This is a genomic window from Pseudomonas azotoformans (assembly GCF_001579805.1).
GTDB lineage: Bacteria > Pseudomonadota > Gammaproteobacteria > Pseudomonadales > Pseudomonadaceae > Aquipseudomonas > Aquipseudomonas azotoformans_A.
In genome coordinates, this window is record NZ_CP014546.1 from 5,516,191 (window position 1) to 5,532,656 (window position 16,466).

The 16,466-nt window shown below is 62.1% G+C and carries 14 protein-coding genes and 2 pseudogenes; 3 read left to right on the forward strand and 13 right to left on the reverse strand.

Translation table 11 applies throughout. The annotated features are described in order from the left end of the window. Window positions 1–44 precede the first annotated feature (44 nt). A complete protein-coding gene (locus tag AYR47_RS25205; RefSeq protein ID WP_033896771.1) occupies window positions 45–911 on the forward strand; it encodes an AraC family transcriptional regulator in 867 nt (288 codons plus the stop codon). Between the two features lie 80 nt (window positions 912–991). On the opposite strand, the gene AYR47_RS25210 is transcribed toward AYR47_RS25205, so the two are convergent. From AYR47_RS25210 to AYR47_RS25225, 4 genes and pseudogenes are all read right to left on the reverse strand, one after another. After that, window positions 992–1,456 carry a nuclear transport factor 2 family protein gene (locus tag AYR47_RS25210; protein ID WP_061448885.1) on the reverse strand — a complete coding sequence of 155 codons (465 nt, stop codon included), beginning with the start codon at window positions 1,454–1,456 and terminating at the stop codon, window positions 992–994. 19 nt (window positions 1,457–1,475) lie between these two features. Further along, a pseudogene (locus AYR47_RS25215) lies at window positions 1,476–2,433 on the reverse strand (saccharopine dehydrogenase family protein). Next, window positions 2,430–2,831: a VOC family protein gene (locus AYR47_RS25220; RefSeq protein ID WP_033896774.1), complete on the reverse strand. Its 402-nt coding sequence runs from the start codon at window positions 2,829–2,831 to the stop codon at window positions 2,430–2,432. The pseudogene AYR47_RS25215 and the gene AYR47_RS25220 overlap by 4 nt, the downstream one beginning before the upstream one ends. Before the next feature lie 16 nt (window positions 2,832–2,847). Further along, on the reverse strand, window positions 2,848–3,591 hold the full coding sequence (locus AYR47_RS25225) for an SDR family NAD(P)-dependent oxidoreductase (protein ID WP_033896776.1): 744 nt from the start codon (window positions 3,589–3,591) through the stop codon (window positions 2,848–2,850). Window positions 3,592–3,729: 138 nt separating this feature from the next. On the opposite strand from AYR47_RS25225, the gene AYR47_RS25230 reads away from it, so the two are divergent. Next, entirely contained in the window at window positions 3,730–4,617 is an 888-nt protein-coding gene (locus AYR47_RS25230; RefSeq protein WP_191982990.1) for an AraC family transcriptional regulator, read from the forward strand. 41 nt (window positions 4,618–4,658) lie between these two features. Here the strand turns inward: AYR47_RS25230 and AYR47_RS25235 are convergent, their stop codons facing one another. From AYR47_RS25235 to AYR47_RS25260, 6 genes are read right to left on the reverse strand one after another with little or no spacing between them, the layout of a single operon-like run. After that, window positions 4,659–6,401, reverse strand: coding sequence for an ABC transporter substrate-binding protein (locus AYR47_RS25235; protein WP_033896777.1), 1,743 nt, complete (start codon window positions 6,399–6,401; stop codon window positions 4,659–4,661). 32 nt (window positions 6,402–6,433) lie between these two features. After that, a complete protein-coding gene (locus tag AYR47_RS25240) occupies window positions 6,434–6,706 on the reverse strand; it encodes a DUF2160 domain-containing protein (RefSeq protein WP_016977309.1) in 273 nt (90 codons plus the stop codon). A gap of 10 nt (window positions 6,707–6,716) precedes the next feature. After that, the gene (locus tag AYR47_RS25245; RefSeq protein WP_003174634.1) at window positions 6,717–7,517 is read right to left on the reverse strand and encodes a carbohydrate ABC transporter permease; all 801 of its coding nucleotides are present in this window, start codon (window positions 7,515–7,517) and stop codon (window positions 6,717–6,719) included. 10 nt (window positions 7,518–7,527) lie between these two features. Further along, complete coding sequence (locus AYR47_RS25250; RefSeq protein WP_010209674.1) at window positions 7,528–8,394, reverse strand: carbohydrate ABC transporter permease; 867 nt, start codon at window positions 8,392–8,394, stop codon at window positions 7,528–7,530. Beyond that, window positions 8,391–9,488: an ABC transporter ATP-binding protein gene (locus tag AYR47_RS25255; protein ID WP_061448886.1), complete on the reverse strand. Its 1,098-nt coding sequence runs from the start codon at window positions 9,486–9,488 to the stop codon at window positions 8,391–8,393. The genes AYR47_RS25250 and AYR47_RS25255 overlap by 4 nt, the downstream gene beginning before the upstream one ends. Beyond that, window positions 9,488–10,582: an ABC transporter ATP-binding protein gene (locus AYR47_RS25260; RefSeq protein WP_033896779.1), complete on the reverse strand. Its 1,095-nt coding sequence runs from the start codon at window positions 10,580–10,582 to the stop codon at window positions 9,488–9,490. Before AYR47_RS25260 ends, AYR47_RS25255 begins: the two co-directional genes overlap by 1 nt. Before the next feature lie 248 nt (window positions 10,583–10,830). On the opposite strand from AYR47_RS25260, the gene AYR47_RS25265 reads away from it, so the two are divergent. Further along, window positions 10,831–12,648 (forward strand): sigma-54-dependent Fis family transcriptional regulator, encoded by a 1,818-nt coding sequence (locus AYR47_RS25265; protein WP_033896780.1) that lies wholly within the window; start codon window positions 10,831–10,833, stop codon window positions 12,646–12,648. On the opposite strand, the gene AYR47_RS25270 is transcribed toward AYR47_RS25265, so the two are convergent. The 3 genes and pseudogenes from AYR47_RS25270 to AYR47_RS25280 form a co-directional block, all read right to left on the reverse strand. Beyond that, window positions 12,645–13,577 (reverse strand): FecR family protein, encoded by a 933-nt coding sequence (locus tag AYR47_RS25270; protein ID WP_061448887.1) that lies wholly within the window; start codon window positions 13,575–13,577, stop codon window positions 12,645–12,647. The two genes, AYR47_RS25265 and AYR47_RS25270, sit on opposite strands and share 4 nt — an antisense overlap. Further along, window positions 13,574–14,116 (reverse strand): sigma-70 family RNA polymerase sigma factor, encoded by a 543-nt coding sequence (locus tag AYR47_RS25275; protein WP_033896782.1) that lies wholly within the window; start codon window positions 14,114–14,116, stop codon window positions 13,574–13,576. Before AYR47_RS25275 ends, AYR47_RS25270 begins: the two co-directional genes overlap by 4 nt. A gap of 75 nt (window positions 14,117–14,191) precedes the next feature. Then, window positions 14,192–16,310: pseudogene (locus AYR47_RS25280) on the reverse strand (TonB-dependent receptor family protein). Window positions 16,311–16,466: the final 156 nt, after the last annotated feature.

The window sequence follows — 16,466 nt, forward strand, 5'->3', positions numbered from 1 at the left end:
TCAGCCGGCTTGCTTTGCCCGTCGACCTGGCTCAAGGTCGCTGCATGAACGACGACCTGGATGAACTGCGCCGCCTTGTGATGCGCGCCGACAACAAATGGACCGACACCGGCCTGCCTCGCGTGGCGATGGTGCGCGCCGAAGCGTGCGCGGATCAGGTGTATCAGCCGATGCTGCACCTGGTGCTGCAAGGTTCGAAGACACTCTCCATCGGCGATCAGGTCGCGACCTACGGGCCGGCCAGTTACTTCGTGGTGCCGGTGGAGGTGCCGGCTACCGGCCAGGTCCATCCTTCGGCCCCCACACTGCCCTACCTGGCGCTCAGCCTGACCCTGGAACCCTCGATGATTGCTGCCGTGCTGGCAGACGAGCGTCAACCCGCCGAACGCCCGCGCACCCAACGGTTCGCGGCGGTGCAGGCGTCGGAGGAAATGCTGGATGCATGGCTGCGTATGCTGCGGTTGATGGATCGACCCAACGAGGCGGCCGTACTGGCGCCCCTGATCGAGCGGGAAATCCTGTTTCGGGTCCTGCAGGGTCCGCTGCGCGAAACCCTGGTGGACATGGCACGCCCCGATGGTCGCCTGGCGCAGATCCGCCGCGCCACCGAGTGGATCCGCCAGCACTACACCGAACCTTTTCGCGTAGAGCCGCTGGCGGCCATGACCGACATGAGCGTGGCGGCGTTCTACCGGCATTTCAAAGCCATCACCGCGATGACGCCGATTCAATACCAGAAACGCTTGCGTCTACTGCGGGCGCGTTGGTTGGTGCTGTTCGACACCCTGGATGCCGCGTCCATCGCCTTCACCGTGGGTTACGAAAGCGCCTCGCAGTTCAGCCGCGAATATGCGCGACTGTTTGGTTTGCCACCGGTGAAGGACGCGGCCCGGTTCAAAAGCCCGGCCTGAGGCTGTTGTGGTGAGCGAACTGTTTTTGTGCTGAGTGAGCTTGTGTGGTGAGCGGGCTTGCCCCGCTCACCACAGGAACGTTACACGCCCGCCAGTACCGCCGGATCACCGGAACGCCAGACGTTATCCACCGTCACCCGTTGGATCAGCCAGACGCTGGCCTCCCTGACCAACTCAACGTCATAACGGTTCTTCATCAAGTAGTGCCGCGACGGGTCGCTTTGCGGCACATGTTGCGCCTCCACCAGCGCGTCCAGGCGGGCGCTGTCGCCGTCCAGCGTCACCCGCGCGTTGCTCACGGAGTGTGTGGTGTCGAGCTGGCTGAGCGCGCCCGACAGCGCCGCGACGATGGTGTCGCGGCCTTCCAGCACAGGGTATTCAAAGCCGGCCTTGGCGGCAGCCGGACGAAAGTCCGACACGGCGTTTTGAGTGAAGGCCGAAGCCAGCAGGGTCGGGTCGTTCTGGTCGATGCCCGCCGCAAAGCGATGCAGGGTGTCGATCACCGCGAACGTGTCGACGGTGGTTTGAAACTCAGTAGACGTCATGGGGCAATTCCTGTGGCGATTAATAATCGATGATCCGGGTGCCGGCAATCGTCTGGGCAAAGCCCACGCCGAACAGTTTGGCCGGGGTTTCGAAACCGGCCCGGCGTTCGCCGCCGAGTACACGGCGTGCCGCTTCCACGGCGGCCAGTGGGGTGTAGCTGTAGCCGTTGACAGTCTCGATGACCGAGCGCGCCACCGAGCCGTCGAGGCCGGTGACTTCGGCCACGGCGCGCGCGGTGGGCGTCACGCTGGGCTTGGGTAGGGCCGTCGGGCAGCAGCGACAAGTCGCCCTCAGGGAAGGCTTCGCCGGTGATGTGCACGTACATGGCGATCGTCGGGATGGCGCTGGAGTGCCAGGCGGTCACCAGGTCGCCAAACGACAACGGCGCGCACAGTGCCGGTCCGTCGCCAAAGTCCAGGTGCTGAGGCTGGGCATCCGGTGTGGCGACCAGTTCACCCTCGATGCGCGCCATCACGCCGGCACCGAGGATCTCGCTGACACTCATGGCCGAACCACGGGACATCGCGCCGGGCACCTGCAAGGCGATTTTTATCGACTGCGGCTGCTGCACACGACTGGCGACGTGCATGGCCAGGCAGTCGGTGGGCACCACGTCCCAGCCCACGCCGGGCAGCAACATCACATCCGCTTCGGCGCCGAGTTGTTCGGCAAGGCGGTACACGTTGATTTCGGCGGTGATGTCCAGGTAGTCAGTGCCATTGGCGATACAAGCGCGCATCAGCGCTGCGGCGGTCAGGGCAAACGGCCCGGCGAAATTGAGCAGCACGTCGATGCCTTCCAACTGGGCGGCATCCGCCGTGAACACGCGGTAAGGCGCGTCCAACTCAGCGGCCAGGGACGCCAGGCGCTCGGCGTTGCGACCGGCCAGCACCAGATTGAGGCCGAGTGTTTTCGCGTGTTGCGCCGCCATGCGTCCGGTGTAGCCGGTGGCGCCGTAGATCATCAGGGTTTTCATGGGGTGTGCTGCCAGTTCTTGTAGACGAATTCGAGGCTGTAGCCGTCCGGGTCCAGCACGTTGGCCGCGTAGTAATTAGGGTCGTAGTGCAGGCGTGCGCCCGGTGCGCCGTTGTCGGTGGCGCCGTTGGCCAGGGCGGCGGCGTAGGCGTTTTCCACCTCGGCGCGGTTATTGGCGACGAAGCCCACATGCACCGCTCGCCCCTCCACCACGCCTTCGCGCAGCCAGAAGAACATCCGGCCGTGGGCGCCAAAGCCCTTCAGGTCCGGATGGCCGGGCGGGCCGTCCTTGCCGTCGTAGTCATGCCGCGCGGTGATGCCGAGCGGCGTCAGGGTGGCTTCGTAGAAGCGGATCGAGCGTTGGATATCGCTCACCGAGATAAACAGATGATCGAGCATGGTGGAGCCTCCTGATTCAGATGATGTAGCCGCCCGCGACCTCGACGGTCTGGGCATTGATCCAGCGGCCTTCTTCCGACAGCAACAGGGCAATAACCCGCGCCACGTCTTCCGGTTCGCCTACACGGCCGAGGGCGGTTTGCCCGGCCAGCAGGGCTTCGAATTCATCGTTCAAGCCGCCGCCCAGTTCGGTGCGTATGGCACCGGGGGACACGGCGTTGGCACGTATACGTCGCTCACCGAACTCCTTGGCCATGTAGCGCGTGAGCACATCCAGGCCGCCCTTGAATGCGGCGTAAGGCGCAACGCCCGCCGTCGCGACACGAGTGGTGGCGCTGGTAAGGTTGACGATGCTGGCGTGTTCTTCCAGCAGCGGCAGCAGGGTTTGGGTCAGGAAAAACGGCCCCTTGAGGTGCACGTTGAACAGGCCGTCGAACTGCGCTTCGGTCACCGACTCAAGGGGGTTGAACAAACCATAGCCGGCGTTGTTCACCAGCCCACTCAAGGTGCTTGCGCCCCAGGTGGCCTGCAGGGCGTGCGTCACCGCCTCACGGAAGACAGGGAATGTGCTGACAGCCGCAACATCCAATTCCAGCGCCACGGCTTTCCCGCCGCTGGCCTCGATACGCTGGACCACCGCCTGTGCCGCATCCGGGTTGCGGTTGTACGTCAGGATCACGCCATGTCCCTGACGTGCACACAGCTCGGCGGTACTGGCACCGATCCCACGGCTGCCTCCGGTAATCACGATAACGCCCATGGCCTGCTCCACTGCTGAAAAGTTGAGTGACCACAGTAGTCATCGCCCAACTCTTAGACGCAGCCGTTCCTACTCCAATCTTGCCTGTTTCTGCTTTTTGCTTGCGCAGGGCTCAACGGAAGGCACAGCATGGTCGCCATGAATACTCAATTGATTGAACTGCGCGCCTTGACTGCCAAGGCCGAAAACCGCCGCACCGAGACCGGTATCCCCCGCGTGGCGATGGTCCAGGGGGCGATTCCCGAGCATATGCTCGCGGCGGTGTATGACCCGATGATCAACCTGATCCTGCAGGGCAGTAAGTGCATGACCGTGGGCGACCGCACGCTGCATTACGACCCGGCGACGTATTTTGTGATGTCCATCGAGTTGCCCGCAGTCGGCGTGGTGAACCCGGCGATCACGGGCGAACCCTACCTGGCGGTGAGCCTGACGCTTGATCCGACCGTGCTGACCACCCTGCTCAATGACCTGCCGGCCCCCAACGGCCGTTGCGAACAGGAAGCCGGTTTCTCCGTGGCGGCCGTCACGCCCGCCTTGATGGATGCCTGGGTGCGCATGCTGCGCCTGATGGGCGACCCAGTGGCGATTGCCGCCTTGGCGCCCGCGTATGAACGGGAAATCCTCTACCACGTGCTGCAAGGCCCCCACGGCTGGATGTTGCGCGAGATTGCCGCGCCGGATACGGCCATGGCGCGGGTCAGTCGGGCGATCCAGTGGATCCGGCGTGACTATGCCGAGCCGATTCGTGTGGAGGCGTTGGCGCAGAAGGCTGCAATGAGCGTTTCGGCATTTCACCGGCACTTCAAGGCGGTGACCAACCTGAGCCCGTTGCAGTACCAGAAACGCGTGCGGCTGTTGCAGGCGCGCACGTTGATGGTGGCCAGTGCCAGCAGCGTGACCAGTGCGGCGTTTGAGGTGGGGTATGAAAGCGCGACCCAGTTCAGCCGGGACTATGCGCGGGTGTTCGGGTTGCCGCCGGCACGGGATACGGCGCGAATCTTGGCCAACAGCCGAGGATTGTAGTGAGCGGGCTTGCCCGCTCACCACAATTTACCCTGGTAGAGTTATTTGCGCGCAGCCTCCCACTGTTTGAGCAAGTCGCCGTAAGCCACGGTCTCGCCCTTCGGCTTCTCGTTGGCCAGTTTCGGTTTCGGCGCGCCCGGCTGGTCGAACCAGTATTGCGCGTCACGCTCGGGGTTCATTTTCGGGCCGCACACCGGTTGCACTTTGGAGCGCTCCAGGCGCGTCATGATCGCGTCCTGTTCCTTGGCCAGGTTGTCCAGTGCTTGCTGCGGGGTTTTCTCGCCGCTGGCGGCGGCGGCGATGTTGCTCCACCACAGTTGTGCCAGGCGTGGGTAGTCCGGCACGTTGGTGCCGGTCGGCGACCATTCGGTACGGGCCGGGCTGCGATAGAACTCCACCAGGCCGCCCAGTTTCGGCGCCATGTCGGTCATGGCCTGGGAGTTGATGTCGGACTCACGAATCGGCGTCAGGCCGACAATGGTTTTCTTCAGCGAGACGGTTTTCGAGGTCACGAACTGCGCGTAGAGCCAGGCCGCGAGTTTCTGCTTCTCAGGCGTCGACTTGAGTAAGGTCCAGGATCCTACATCCTGATAGCCCTTCTTCATGCCCTTTTCCCAGTAAGGTCCGACGGGCGACGGCGCCATGCGCCATTTTGGCGTGCCGTCGGCATTCACCACCGGCAAGCCCGGTTTGACCATGTCGGCGGTAAACGCGGTGTACCAGAAGATCTGCTGGGCGATGTTGCCTTGCGAAGGCACCGGGCCGGATTCGGAGAAGGTCATGCCCGCCGCTTCCGGTGGCGCGTAGGCTTTCATCCAGTCCACGTATTTCTGGGTGGCATACACGGCGGCCGGGCCGTTGGTGTCGCCGCCACGGGTGACGCTGGAGCCGACCGGGTGGCAGTCCTCCACGCGAATGCCCCACTCGTCCACCGGCAAGCCGTTGGGCAAGCCCTTGTCGCCGCCACCGGCCATGGAGAACCAGGCATCGGTGAAGCGCCAGCCCAGGGACGGGTCTTTCTTGCCGTAGTCCATGTGCCCATACACGCGCTTGCCGTCGATTTCCTTGACGTCTTCACTGAAGAATTTGGCGATGTCTTCATAGGCCGACCAGTTCACCGGCACACCGAGGTCATAGCCGTACTTTTCCTTGAACTTGGCTTTCAGGTCCGCGCGTTCGAACCAGTCGGCGCGGAACCAGTACAGGTTGGCGAACTGCTGGTCGGGCAGTTGGTAGATCTTGCCGTCCGGCGCAGTGGTGAATGAGAGGCCAATGAAGTCCTTCAGATCCAGGGTCGGCGAGGTGAAGTCCTTGCCTTCGTTGGCCATCAGGTCGGTGATGGATTCGGTCTTGCCGTAGCGAAAGTGCGTACCGATCAGGTCCGAGTCATTGACCCAGCCGTCATAGATGTTCTTGTCGGACTGCATCTGGGTTTGCAGCTTCTCCACCACGTCGCCTTCCTGCAGCAGGTCGTGGGTCAGCTTGATCCCGGTGATTTCGCTGAAGGCCTTGGCCAGTACCTTGGACTCGTACTCGTGGGTGGTGAGGGTTTCCGACACCACGTTGATCTTCATCCCACGGAACGGTTCCGACGCTTTGATAAACCACTTGAGTTCCTCAAGCTGCTGTTCAGCCGTGAGGGTGGACGGTTTGAATTCGCTGCCGATCCATTTTTTCGCGGCATCTTCGTACGCATCGGCCCAGGCCGAAGCGCTCAAACCACTGAGGGCCAGTACGGCGGCCAATGAAATGCTATGTCGCAGCTTATTGTTCTTATTCAACATAGAGACCTCCAGGTTGTTTATTCACAAGGGCATCAGCCCCAACGCATCACACTCAACAGCCATACCAGGGAGAGCGCGGACGCCACCCAGATGCTCCAGTCGGTAGCGCCGATCACCAGCAAATGCAGGTAGGCGCTGCCGAGAAGACCGATAAACAAACGATCACCACGGGTGGTACTGATCGGTAACAAACCACGCCGAGGGATGCTCGGCGAACGCAATTCCCAGGTGGTCATGCCCGCCAGGATCAGGGCTATGGCACCAAAGAACAGCGCGGTGGGGGTGGTCCAGGCCATCCATTCCATCATCGACTCCTCAGACCCGGCCCAGGGCAAAGCCCTTGGCCACGTGGTTGCGAACAAACCAGATCACCAGCATGCCGGGAAGGATAGTCAACACCCCCGCCGCCGCCAGCACGCCCCAATCGATACCCGACGCCGAGACCGTGCGCGTCATTACTGCCGCGATGGGCTTGGCGTTGACCGAGGTCAGCGTGCGCGCCAGCAGCAGTTCTACCCAGGAAAACATGAAGCAGAAAAACGCGGTCACACCGATGCCGGAGCCGATCAACGGGATAAAGATCTTCACGAAGAACTTGGGAAACGAGTAGCCATCGATGTAGGCGGTTTCGTCGATTTCCTTGGGCACCCCAGACATGAAGCCCTCCAGGATCCACACCGCCAACGGCACGTTGAACAGGCAGTGCGCCAGCGCCACCGCGATATGCGTGTCAAACAGACCAATCGACGAATACAGCTGGAAGAACGGCAGCAAGAACACCGCCGGCGGCGCCATGCGGTTGGTCAGCAGCCAGAAGAACAGGTGCTTGTCGCCCAGGAAGCGGTAGCGCGAAAACGCATAGGCCGCCGGCAGCGCCACGCTCAGGGAGATCACCGTGTTCAGGCTTACGTAGTACAGCGAGTTGAGGTAACCGGTGTACCAGCTCGGGTCAGTGAAGATCACCTTGTAGTTAGCCAGCGTGAAGTCCTGTGGAAACAGCGTCAGTCCGCCAAGGATTTCGGTGTTGCTCTTGAAGGACATGTTCAGCAGCCAGTAGATCGGCACCAGCAGAAACAGGATGTAGATCAGCAGCGGAATAACCTTGCGCTTGCTCATGTTGGCGGCCTCAGCGGTTGGCGTCGGAGTGGGTCATGGCGGTGTAGAACAGCCAGGACACCAACAGGATGATCAGGAAATACACCAGCGAGAAGGCTGCCGCCGGGCCCAGGTCGAATTGGCCCACGGCCATCTGGGTCAGCGTCTGACTCAGGAACGTGGTGGCGTTACCCGGCCCGCCGCCGGTGAGGACGAACGGCTCGGTGTAGATCATGAAACTGTCCATAAAGCGCAGCATCACCGCGATCAGCAGCACGCTTTTCATCTTCGGCAACTGGATATGTCGGAATACCGCCCAGGGCGATGCACGATCAATCCGCGCGGCCTGGTAGTACACATCCGGAATCGCCCGTAGGCCTGAGTAGCAGAGCAGCGCCACCAGCGACGTCCAGTGCCATACATCCATCACCAGCACCGTGACCCAGGCGTCCATGGTGTTGGCCGCGTAGTTGTAGCTGATGCCGAGGGCGTTGAGGCTGTACCCCAGCAAACCGATATCGGCGCGGCCAAAAATCTGCCAGATCGTACCCACCACGTTCCACGGGATCAGCAGCGGAATGGCGAGGATGATCAGCACCAGCGACGACCAGCGCCCCTTGGTCGGCATGGTCAGGGCGATGGCGATGCCCAGCGGGATTTCGATCAGCAGCACGCAGGCCGAGTAGATGAACTGGCGCAGTAGCGAGTCATGCAAACGTGGGTCGAGCAGCACCTGCTTGTACCAATCGGCACCGACAAAGTAGCGGCTGGATTGGTCGAAGATGTCCTGCACCGAGTAGTTGACCACGGTCATCATCGGGATCACCGCACTGAACGCCACCAGCAGGAACACCGGCAACACCAGCCACCAGGCCTTGTTGTTCTGCACCTTGTTCATGGCTGCACCTCCAGCAGATAATCGTCCGCGTACACCATCAGCCACTGCGCGGGAAAGCTGATGGAGGCCTTGCCTTCGGGCACCGGTTTGTCTTCGGCCAGGCGCACCTTGAGCATGGCGCCATCCAGGTTGAGGGTAATGATCTTGTAGGTGCCAAGGTCTTCCAGGTGTGTGACATCGGCCTGCATCGCGTCGGGATTGTGCTCGTCCCACACGTGGATGAATTCCGGGCGGATGCCCACCTGCAATTTCTTGTAATCGGTGTTGGCAATGCGTTGCTGCAAGGCTTCGGACAACGGCAGATGGGTGCCGGCAAAGCGCACCCCGCCCGCCTCGGCCTGCACCTCAATCAGGTTCATCCCAGGGCTGCCGATGAAATAGCCGACAAAGGTGTGGCTCGGCCGTTCGAACAGGTCACGGGGCGTGCCAAATTGCACGATTTGCCCGCCGTACATCACCGCAATCTTGTCGGCGAAGGTCGAGGCCTCCAACTGGTCGTGGGTGACATAGACCATGGTGATGTTGAACTGCTCGTGGATCTGCTTGAGCTTGCGCCGCAGCTTCCACTTGAGGTGCGGGTCGATCACCGTCAGCGGTTCATCGAACAGGATTGCCGACACGTCGTCACGCACCAGGCCACGGCCCATGGAGACTTTCTGTTTTTCGTCGGCGGTGAGGTTGCGCGCCTTTTTGCTCAGCAGGTTTTGCAGGTCGAGGACTTCGGCAATTTCCTGCACCTTGCTGTGAATCTTCGCCTCGGCCATGCCCTGGTTGCGTAGCGGAAACGCCAGGTTGTCGAACACCGTCATGGTGTCGTACACCACCGGGAACTGGAACACCTGGGCGATGTTGCGTTTTTCCGGGGTGAGGTCGTTGACCACTTTGGTGTCGAACAACACCTGGCCTTCGGACGGGCTGAGCAGGCCGGAGATGATATTGAGCAAGGTCGACTTGCCGCAGCCCGACGGCCCGAGCAAGGCGTAGGCCCCGCCCTGCTCCCACACGTGGTTCATTTCCCGGATGGCGTAGTCCTCAGGGCCGCTCGGCGTAGGGCTGTAGCTATGCGCCAGGTTCTGCAAATGGATCTCGGCCATCAGGCAACCCTCGCGACACGGCGTCCGGGGGCTTGGACCAAACGGCCCTGACCATCGAACACAAACAGTTTATGGGTGGGGATGTACACGCGGATCGGCGCGTCGACGTCGTATTCGTGCACCCCCGGCAGGTGCAGCACCAGCAGGAAATGCTCGCTGCGCACGTGCAGAAAGGTTTCCGAACCGCTGATCTCCGCGACTTCCACGGTGACCGCCAACTCCAGGTCGTCATCGTTGCTCGGCACCAGGCTGATATGGCTGGGGCGTACGCCGAAACGGAACTCGCCTTCACCAATGGGACGCAGGTCGACGTTCAGCGGGAAGTGCACGAAATTGGCGAAGCTCACTTCGTTGCCGCTGATGCGACCTGGCATCAGGTTGATCGGCGGCTCGGAAAACAGCTCGGCGGCCAGCACCGTCTGCGGCTGGTGATACACCTCGGCGGCCTTGCCGCTCTGGATCACCCGGCCTTCGTGCAGGATCGTGGTGGTGCCGCCCAGGGCAAGGGCCTCATTGGGCTCGGTGGTGGCGTAGATGGCAATGGTGTGGCGCGCGGCGAACAGCTCGCGCATTTCCTGACGCAGCTCTTCGCGCAGTTTGTAGTCCAGGTTCACCAGCGGCTCATCGAACAGGATCAACTCGGCATCCTTGACCAGCGCGCGGGCCATGGCCGTGCGTTGCTGCTGGCCGCCGGAGAGTTCCAGCGGGTGGCGCTGGAGGAATTTTTCGATGCGCAGCATTTTCGCGGTTTCCAGCACCTTGCTCTGGATCACCTCGTGGGACACACCGGCCTGGCGCAACGGCGAGGCGATGTTTTCGAACACGGTCATGGTCGGGTAGTTGATGAACTGCTGGTACACCATCGACACGTTGCGCAGGCGCACCGGTTTTTGCGTGACATCCACGCCGTTCATCAGGATGCGGCCGCTGTTGGGCTTGTCCAGGCCGGCCATCAGGCGCATCAGGCTGGTTTTGCCGGACAGGGTGCGACCGAGCAAGACGTTGAAGGAACCCGCTTCGAAACGCAGGGTGGCGTCGTCGATCCAGGTCTGGCCTTCGACAACGCGGGAGACATTTTCCAGGGTCAATGACATGACACGACCTTTTTTATTATTGGAATGAATCTGGCAATCAGCTAGAGCGAGTTTCGTGCCAGAACCGGCAGGTGCTTGATCCGCAAGGAAATGGCAAGAATTCTATGTTCAGGAGTGAACAGAAATGAACAACTCTGGCTGAACAACTGAACACTCAGGGGGTTGACAATGAACAGTACTGAACAACACTAATTAGGCCCCCGCGCCTGCGGGGCCCCATAAAAACAATAAAAAGCAGAAGGTCGCCCATGGCCGAACCCTTGGCTCACGACACCCTTATCCAGGAATCCTGGCGCCGTTGCCGCGCCTTCGGCCTGGACCATCAGAGCACGCCCAGCTTCGACCAACTCCCCGCCGAGGGCATCAGCCAATTGCTGGAAAGCCAGCACTCGCTGGTGCAGACCACCCATCAGGAAGTGCTGCCCTACTACGAGAACATCCTCAGCAATTCCAATTGCCTGATCATGTTGGCCGACAACCAGGGCCAGGTACTGACCAGTTGGGGCACCCAGCGATTTATCGAGCCCAAGCTGGCGCGCGGTTTCAACCCTGGCGCCAGTTGGATGGAGCGCTCCAGCGGCACCAATGCCATCGGCACCGCCCTGGCGTGTGCCCAGGCCGTGCATATCGAGCACGATGAACACTTCCTCAAGGCCAACCGTTTCATGACCGGCTCGGCGGCGCCGATCTTCGATGCCCAGCGCGAAATCATCGCGGTGCTGGATGTGTCCAGCGACAGCTACCTGCCGCCCTCCCACACCCTGGGCATGGTCAAGATGATGAGCCAGACCGTGGAAAACCGGCTGATCCTCAACCTGTTTCGCGGAGAGCACTTCCAACTGACCTTCAACACTGGCCTGAGCAACCTCGACAGCCAGTGGGCCGGCCTATTGATTTTTGATGAGAGCGGCCAGGTGCTGTCGGCCAACCGGCGTGCCGACAACCTGCTGGGCATCAGCTTGTCGCGGGTGATGATCGACAGTTTGTTCAAGGTGTCATTGCTGGAGCTGTTGAACCAGCCAGAAGGGCTGCCCTTCTCTCTGCAAGCCGCGGGACGCAACCGTTTCCAGTGCTTGCTCAGACGCCCCAAGCAGATGCCGGTGCAGGCGCGTGTGTTCACCGAGCCGACGCCACCGAAGCCGGCGTCGATTGGCCTCAAGACCTTGCATTTTGGCGATGTGCGCGTGGAAAAAGCCGTGCGCCAGGCCGAACGTTTACTGGAGAAGGACATTCCGCTGCTGATCCACGGCGAGACCGGCGTGGGCAAGGAAGTGTTCGTCAAAGCCCTGCACCAGGCCAGTTCGCGCAGCCAGAAGGCATTTATCGCGGTGAACTGTGCGGCGATTCCCGCTGAGCTTGTGGAATCGGAACTGTTCGGCTACGAAAAAGGCGCCTTTACCGGCGCCAATCAGAAAGGCAGCATCGGCCTGATCCGCAAGGCCGACAAGGGCACGCTGTTTCTAGATGAGATCGGCGATATGCCCCTGCCAACCCAGGCGCGTCTACTGCGGGTGCTACAGGAACGTTGCGTGCAACCGGTCGGCAGCAGCGAGTTGTTCCCGGTGGATTTGCGCATCATCTCGGCCACCAACCGCGCACTGCGGGACTTGGTGCAGGCCGGGCGTTTCCGTGAGGACTTGTACTACCGCATCGGCGGCCTGACCCTGGAACTGCCGCCGTTGCGCGAACGCACCGATAAGCAGGCACTGTTCCAGCAACTGTGGCAGCAACACCGCGAGCCGACTCAATGGGCGGGCCTGAGCGCCGAAGTGCTGGCGCTGTTCGAGCAGCATCCGTGGCCGGGGAACCTGCGTCAGGTGAGCAGCGTGTTGCAGGTGGCACTGGCCATGGCTGAAGAACAGCCGATCCGTGCAGAGCACCTGCCGGATGATTTTTTTGTGGACTTGAAGGTGGAGCCGCCGCTGCCCACCAGTGAATATCTGGATGACAGCATCGACCTGAACCAGCGCTTGAAGGCGGCGGGCGGCAACATCTCCCACCTGGCGCGGGAGCTGGGGGTGAGCCGCAACACCTTGTACAAGCGCCTGCGCCAGCACGAAAGCTAACGCGGCTTGACCACCACCAACAGGTCGGTGAAGTACTCCACCTGGATCGGCAAGTTGTCCGCCAGTGACGACAGCGCCGCCGCCGTGTCATCCAGCTTGAACACGCCGGACACCCGCAAGTTTTGCAGGGCCTGGGGATCGAAGCGCAGCATGCCGTGGCGGTAGCTGGCGAGGGTTTGCAGCACCTCGCTCAGGGGTTGGTCGTTGACCTTGAGCAGGCCACGGGTCCAGGCGTCCGGGTCGCTGTTGCCGATGGATTGCGGCGGCTGGGCGCGACCGTGGTCGAGGACCGAACGCTGGCCGGCGGTGACCTTCACACCGTCACTGGCATCACCTTGGACCGCGACGGTGGACTCGATCACCGTGACCACCGTGGTGCCGTCTGCCGCACGCTTGACCAGATATCGCGTGCCCAAAGCCGTCGCCGTGCCCTGGTCGGTACGCACCACGAAGGGCCGTTGCGCATCCTTGGCCACGTCCACCCAGAGCTCGCCTTGCAGCAGTTCGATGACCCGTTGATGGCCGTCGAACTTCACGTCCACCGCCGAATTGCTGTTGAGCTGCAACTGGCTGCCGTCTTCGAGGGCAATCTGGCGGCGCTCGCCAACGCCGGTGCGTTGGTCGGCCATCCAGACCGGCAGGTGTTGCAGGCCCAGCCAGCCGCACAGGACTACGCCGAGCAAGCCCACCACTTGCGCACCGCGTGGACGTCGCGGGGCGAATGCGCGGTTCAGGGCCATGCGTGCGGGTTTGGCCGGCAGCGTATCGAGGCTGCCCCATAACGCGCCCATGCGTTCGATAGCCACGGCGTGGCGCGGGTCGGCCGACCGCCAGGTGTTGAACGCCTGGCGGTCGGCTTCGGTGACGTTTTCGTCGTGCAGGCGGGTCAGCCACTGTGCCGCTTGCTGGATGATCTGTTCGGAACTCATGCCAGCGGGTCTGCCGGGTGCAGGCTGTGATAACAGTGCACCAAGGCGCTGGAGATATAGTTTTTGACGGTGCTGGAGGACACGTCCAGGCGCGTGGCGATTTCGCTGTAGGTCAACCCATCGAGGCGACTCAACAGAAACGCTTCGCGCGCCTTGGCCGGCAACCCGGCGAGCATTTCTGCGATGCGCTCCAGGGCTTGCAGTGCCACATGAATGGCCGCCGGGTCGGGCATGCCGGCGTCTTCGCACTGGATCACCAGGGCTTCCATGTAGGCTTTTTCGATGCGACGACGACGGGCGCTGTCGATCAGCAACCGCCCTGCCGTGGTGGCCAGGAACGCGCGCGGCTCTTTGATCTGTTGGGGTTCGGCCAGCATCAATACGCGAATGAAGGCGTCATGGGCAAGGTCGGCAGCATGTTGGGAACACCCGAGTTTCTTGCGCAGCCAGCCGTGCAACCAGCCGTGGTGCTCGCTGTACATCGCCGTAAGGGTCTGCTGCCGGACGGAGTCGCCCAGCGCGGCCGGAATGTCATGCATGCGCAAAAATATCTCAAATGGGAAGAGTTACCAATTGCGCAGACAATGCCAGTAAATCGGGGTTTGGGCAAGGGCTCAGCGCCAGCTCCAGGAGACGCCGGTGTAGATGCCACGGCCATCCGCCGGCGTCGAACGCGCGACATCCAGGCCTTTATCGTCATACCCCGGCGTGACGGTATTGGCGTAACGGCGGTTGGTGAGGTTGCGCAGATCGACCCAGGCTTGCCAATCCTGCTGGGGGGCGTCGTAGCCGAAGGTGGCGCCGAGTAGGGTGTAGGACGCGGCGTAGTAGGAGTTGGCGTAGTCCACCGCCACTTTTGATGAATGCTCGGTGTTGAGGCTGGTGTAGAAACCGGTCGGATGGCTGTAGCGCACTTGCGCCTGATAGTAGTGCTTGGGGATGCCCGGCAAGGTGTTGTCGCCGAAACGGTCGTCATCACGGTAATGGAAGTCACTGAAGGTGTAGGGCCTGGCGCAGGGTGAGCTGGCCGTTGCGGCCGCCCTCCCACAACGGGCTCAGCAGGCTCAACTCCACGCCCTGGTGAATCGTCGGGCTGGCATTGTTTTCGGCGACGATGGCGTTGCTGGTCGACGTCTGGGCCTGGGTTTCCACGGTGAGCAATTCGTGGCGCACTTCGGAGCGGTACAGCGCCAGGTCCCACTGGCCGAGCCATGCTTCACCACGTCCGCCGATTTCCAGGGTGGTGGCGGTCTGGTTTTTCAGGCTCACGCCTTCACGCTGCAGGCCGGTGGCCGCTCCACTGTTTTTAGGAAAGTATTTGTTCGAACCCCAGATCATCGACCACGCATGCGGCGGCTCGACCGAACGGCTCAGGTTGCCGTACACCTGTAGTTGCGGGGTGAAGTCATACCGCAGCCCAATGCGAGGGGCGTAGTCCCAGTCGTGCTGGCTGAGCGGCGCCTGCCCCTCAGGATAGGTAACTTGGGTTTCGCGACGGGTGTAGATCGCCGCCAGGCCGGTGGTCAGCCACAGGTCCGGAACCAGTTCGAGGTCGTTGCCGATATGCAGCACAGTATCGGAGCCCAGGTAGCTGTAGTCACGGGTCTTGGTGCCTGGCGCGTAGCCAGCGGTGTTGCCGGCCGGCGTGCGCACGTATTCCGAGGCACCGTTGTTGGGCATCGCCTGGGTGGTGCGCAGGCCGACGGTGGTTTTGCTGTCGTGGCCGAACAGCGTGTCCTGGCGGATGTAATTGAGGGTGCTGCTGATGTCGGTGTAGGCGACTTTCAGCCGGTTGGTGCCTTCGCGCAGGTCCATCGGGTAGTCGTGGTACGCCAGGCCAACTTCGACCCGGGAGCTGTCATCCAGTTGCAAGGTGGTTTTGTTGGCGATCCAGGTCGACCCCGGTTGCAGGCGCTTGGAATCGCGGGCGGCGTTGAGGCTGTTGGCCGCGCGTGGGTCGTGGCTGATCTGGCTGCGCGTGAGTTTGCCAGGGGTGTCGTTGGTGGTTTCGCGGTAGCGGAAGTAGAAGCGGGTTTCCAGGTCCGGGTTGAACCGGTAGCCGAAGTTCGCCGCCACGCCCTTGCCGGTGGCGGCGCTCTGCCGTTGGTAGCCGTCGGACTCGGAGTCGGTGAGGCCAATGTAGTAGTCGGCATCCCCGAGCACCTGGCCCGAGCTGATTTCGCGCTGGGCATAACCTTTGCTGCCGGCTTCATAGCGCAGTTGCAGCTTGGGCGCGTCGTAGCCGGTACGCGTCACGTAGTTGACGGCGCCGCCGAGGGCCAAGGCGCCCTGGTCAAAGCCGTTGGCGCCACGCAGCACCTCGACGCGGCTTTGCCACAACGGGTCTTTCAGCTCATAAGGTGTGCCGCCGGGGCCGGTCAGCGGCAGGCCGTCGAACATTTCGTACAGGCCGGAGGCATGGGAACCGGGGCTGCGGTTCAGGCCCGAACCACGAATCGAGAGTTTCACCCCTTCGTTGTTCGCCGCCTTGGCGTATACCCCGGCCTGGTACTTGAATACGTCTTCGTTGGTGCTCACCCGCCCCTGCTGCACGCTGTCCATGTCGATGTAATTGGTGCCGCCGGGCACGCTCTTGAGCTGCGCCTCGGCCACTTCCCCCGCACTGGCTTCGCTGCTGGTGACTTCGACCGGGGCCAATTGCAGGTCTTCGGCATGCACCAGTGAGCTTAACGTCAGGGCGGCAAACAGCAACGGAGGGTGGCGCAACAGCATCGGGCAGGTCCTTGGAATTCGGGGGGCACGTGGTGGGAAGGCTGGGACGCCCGCCAGGTCACTCCTTATTAACGGACCAGACCCTTCCGACAACAGTGTCGGATCGGGATTATTTGCTAAGTCCGAAATCGAATTACCACATGCAAACTCAGTATT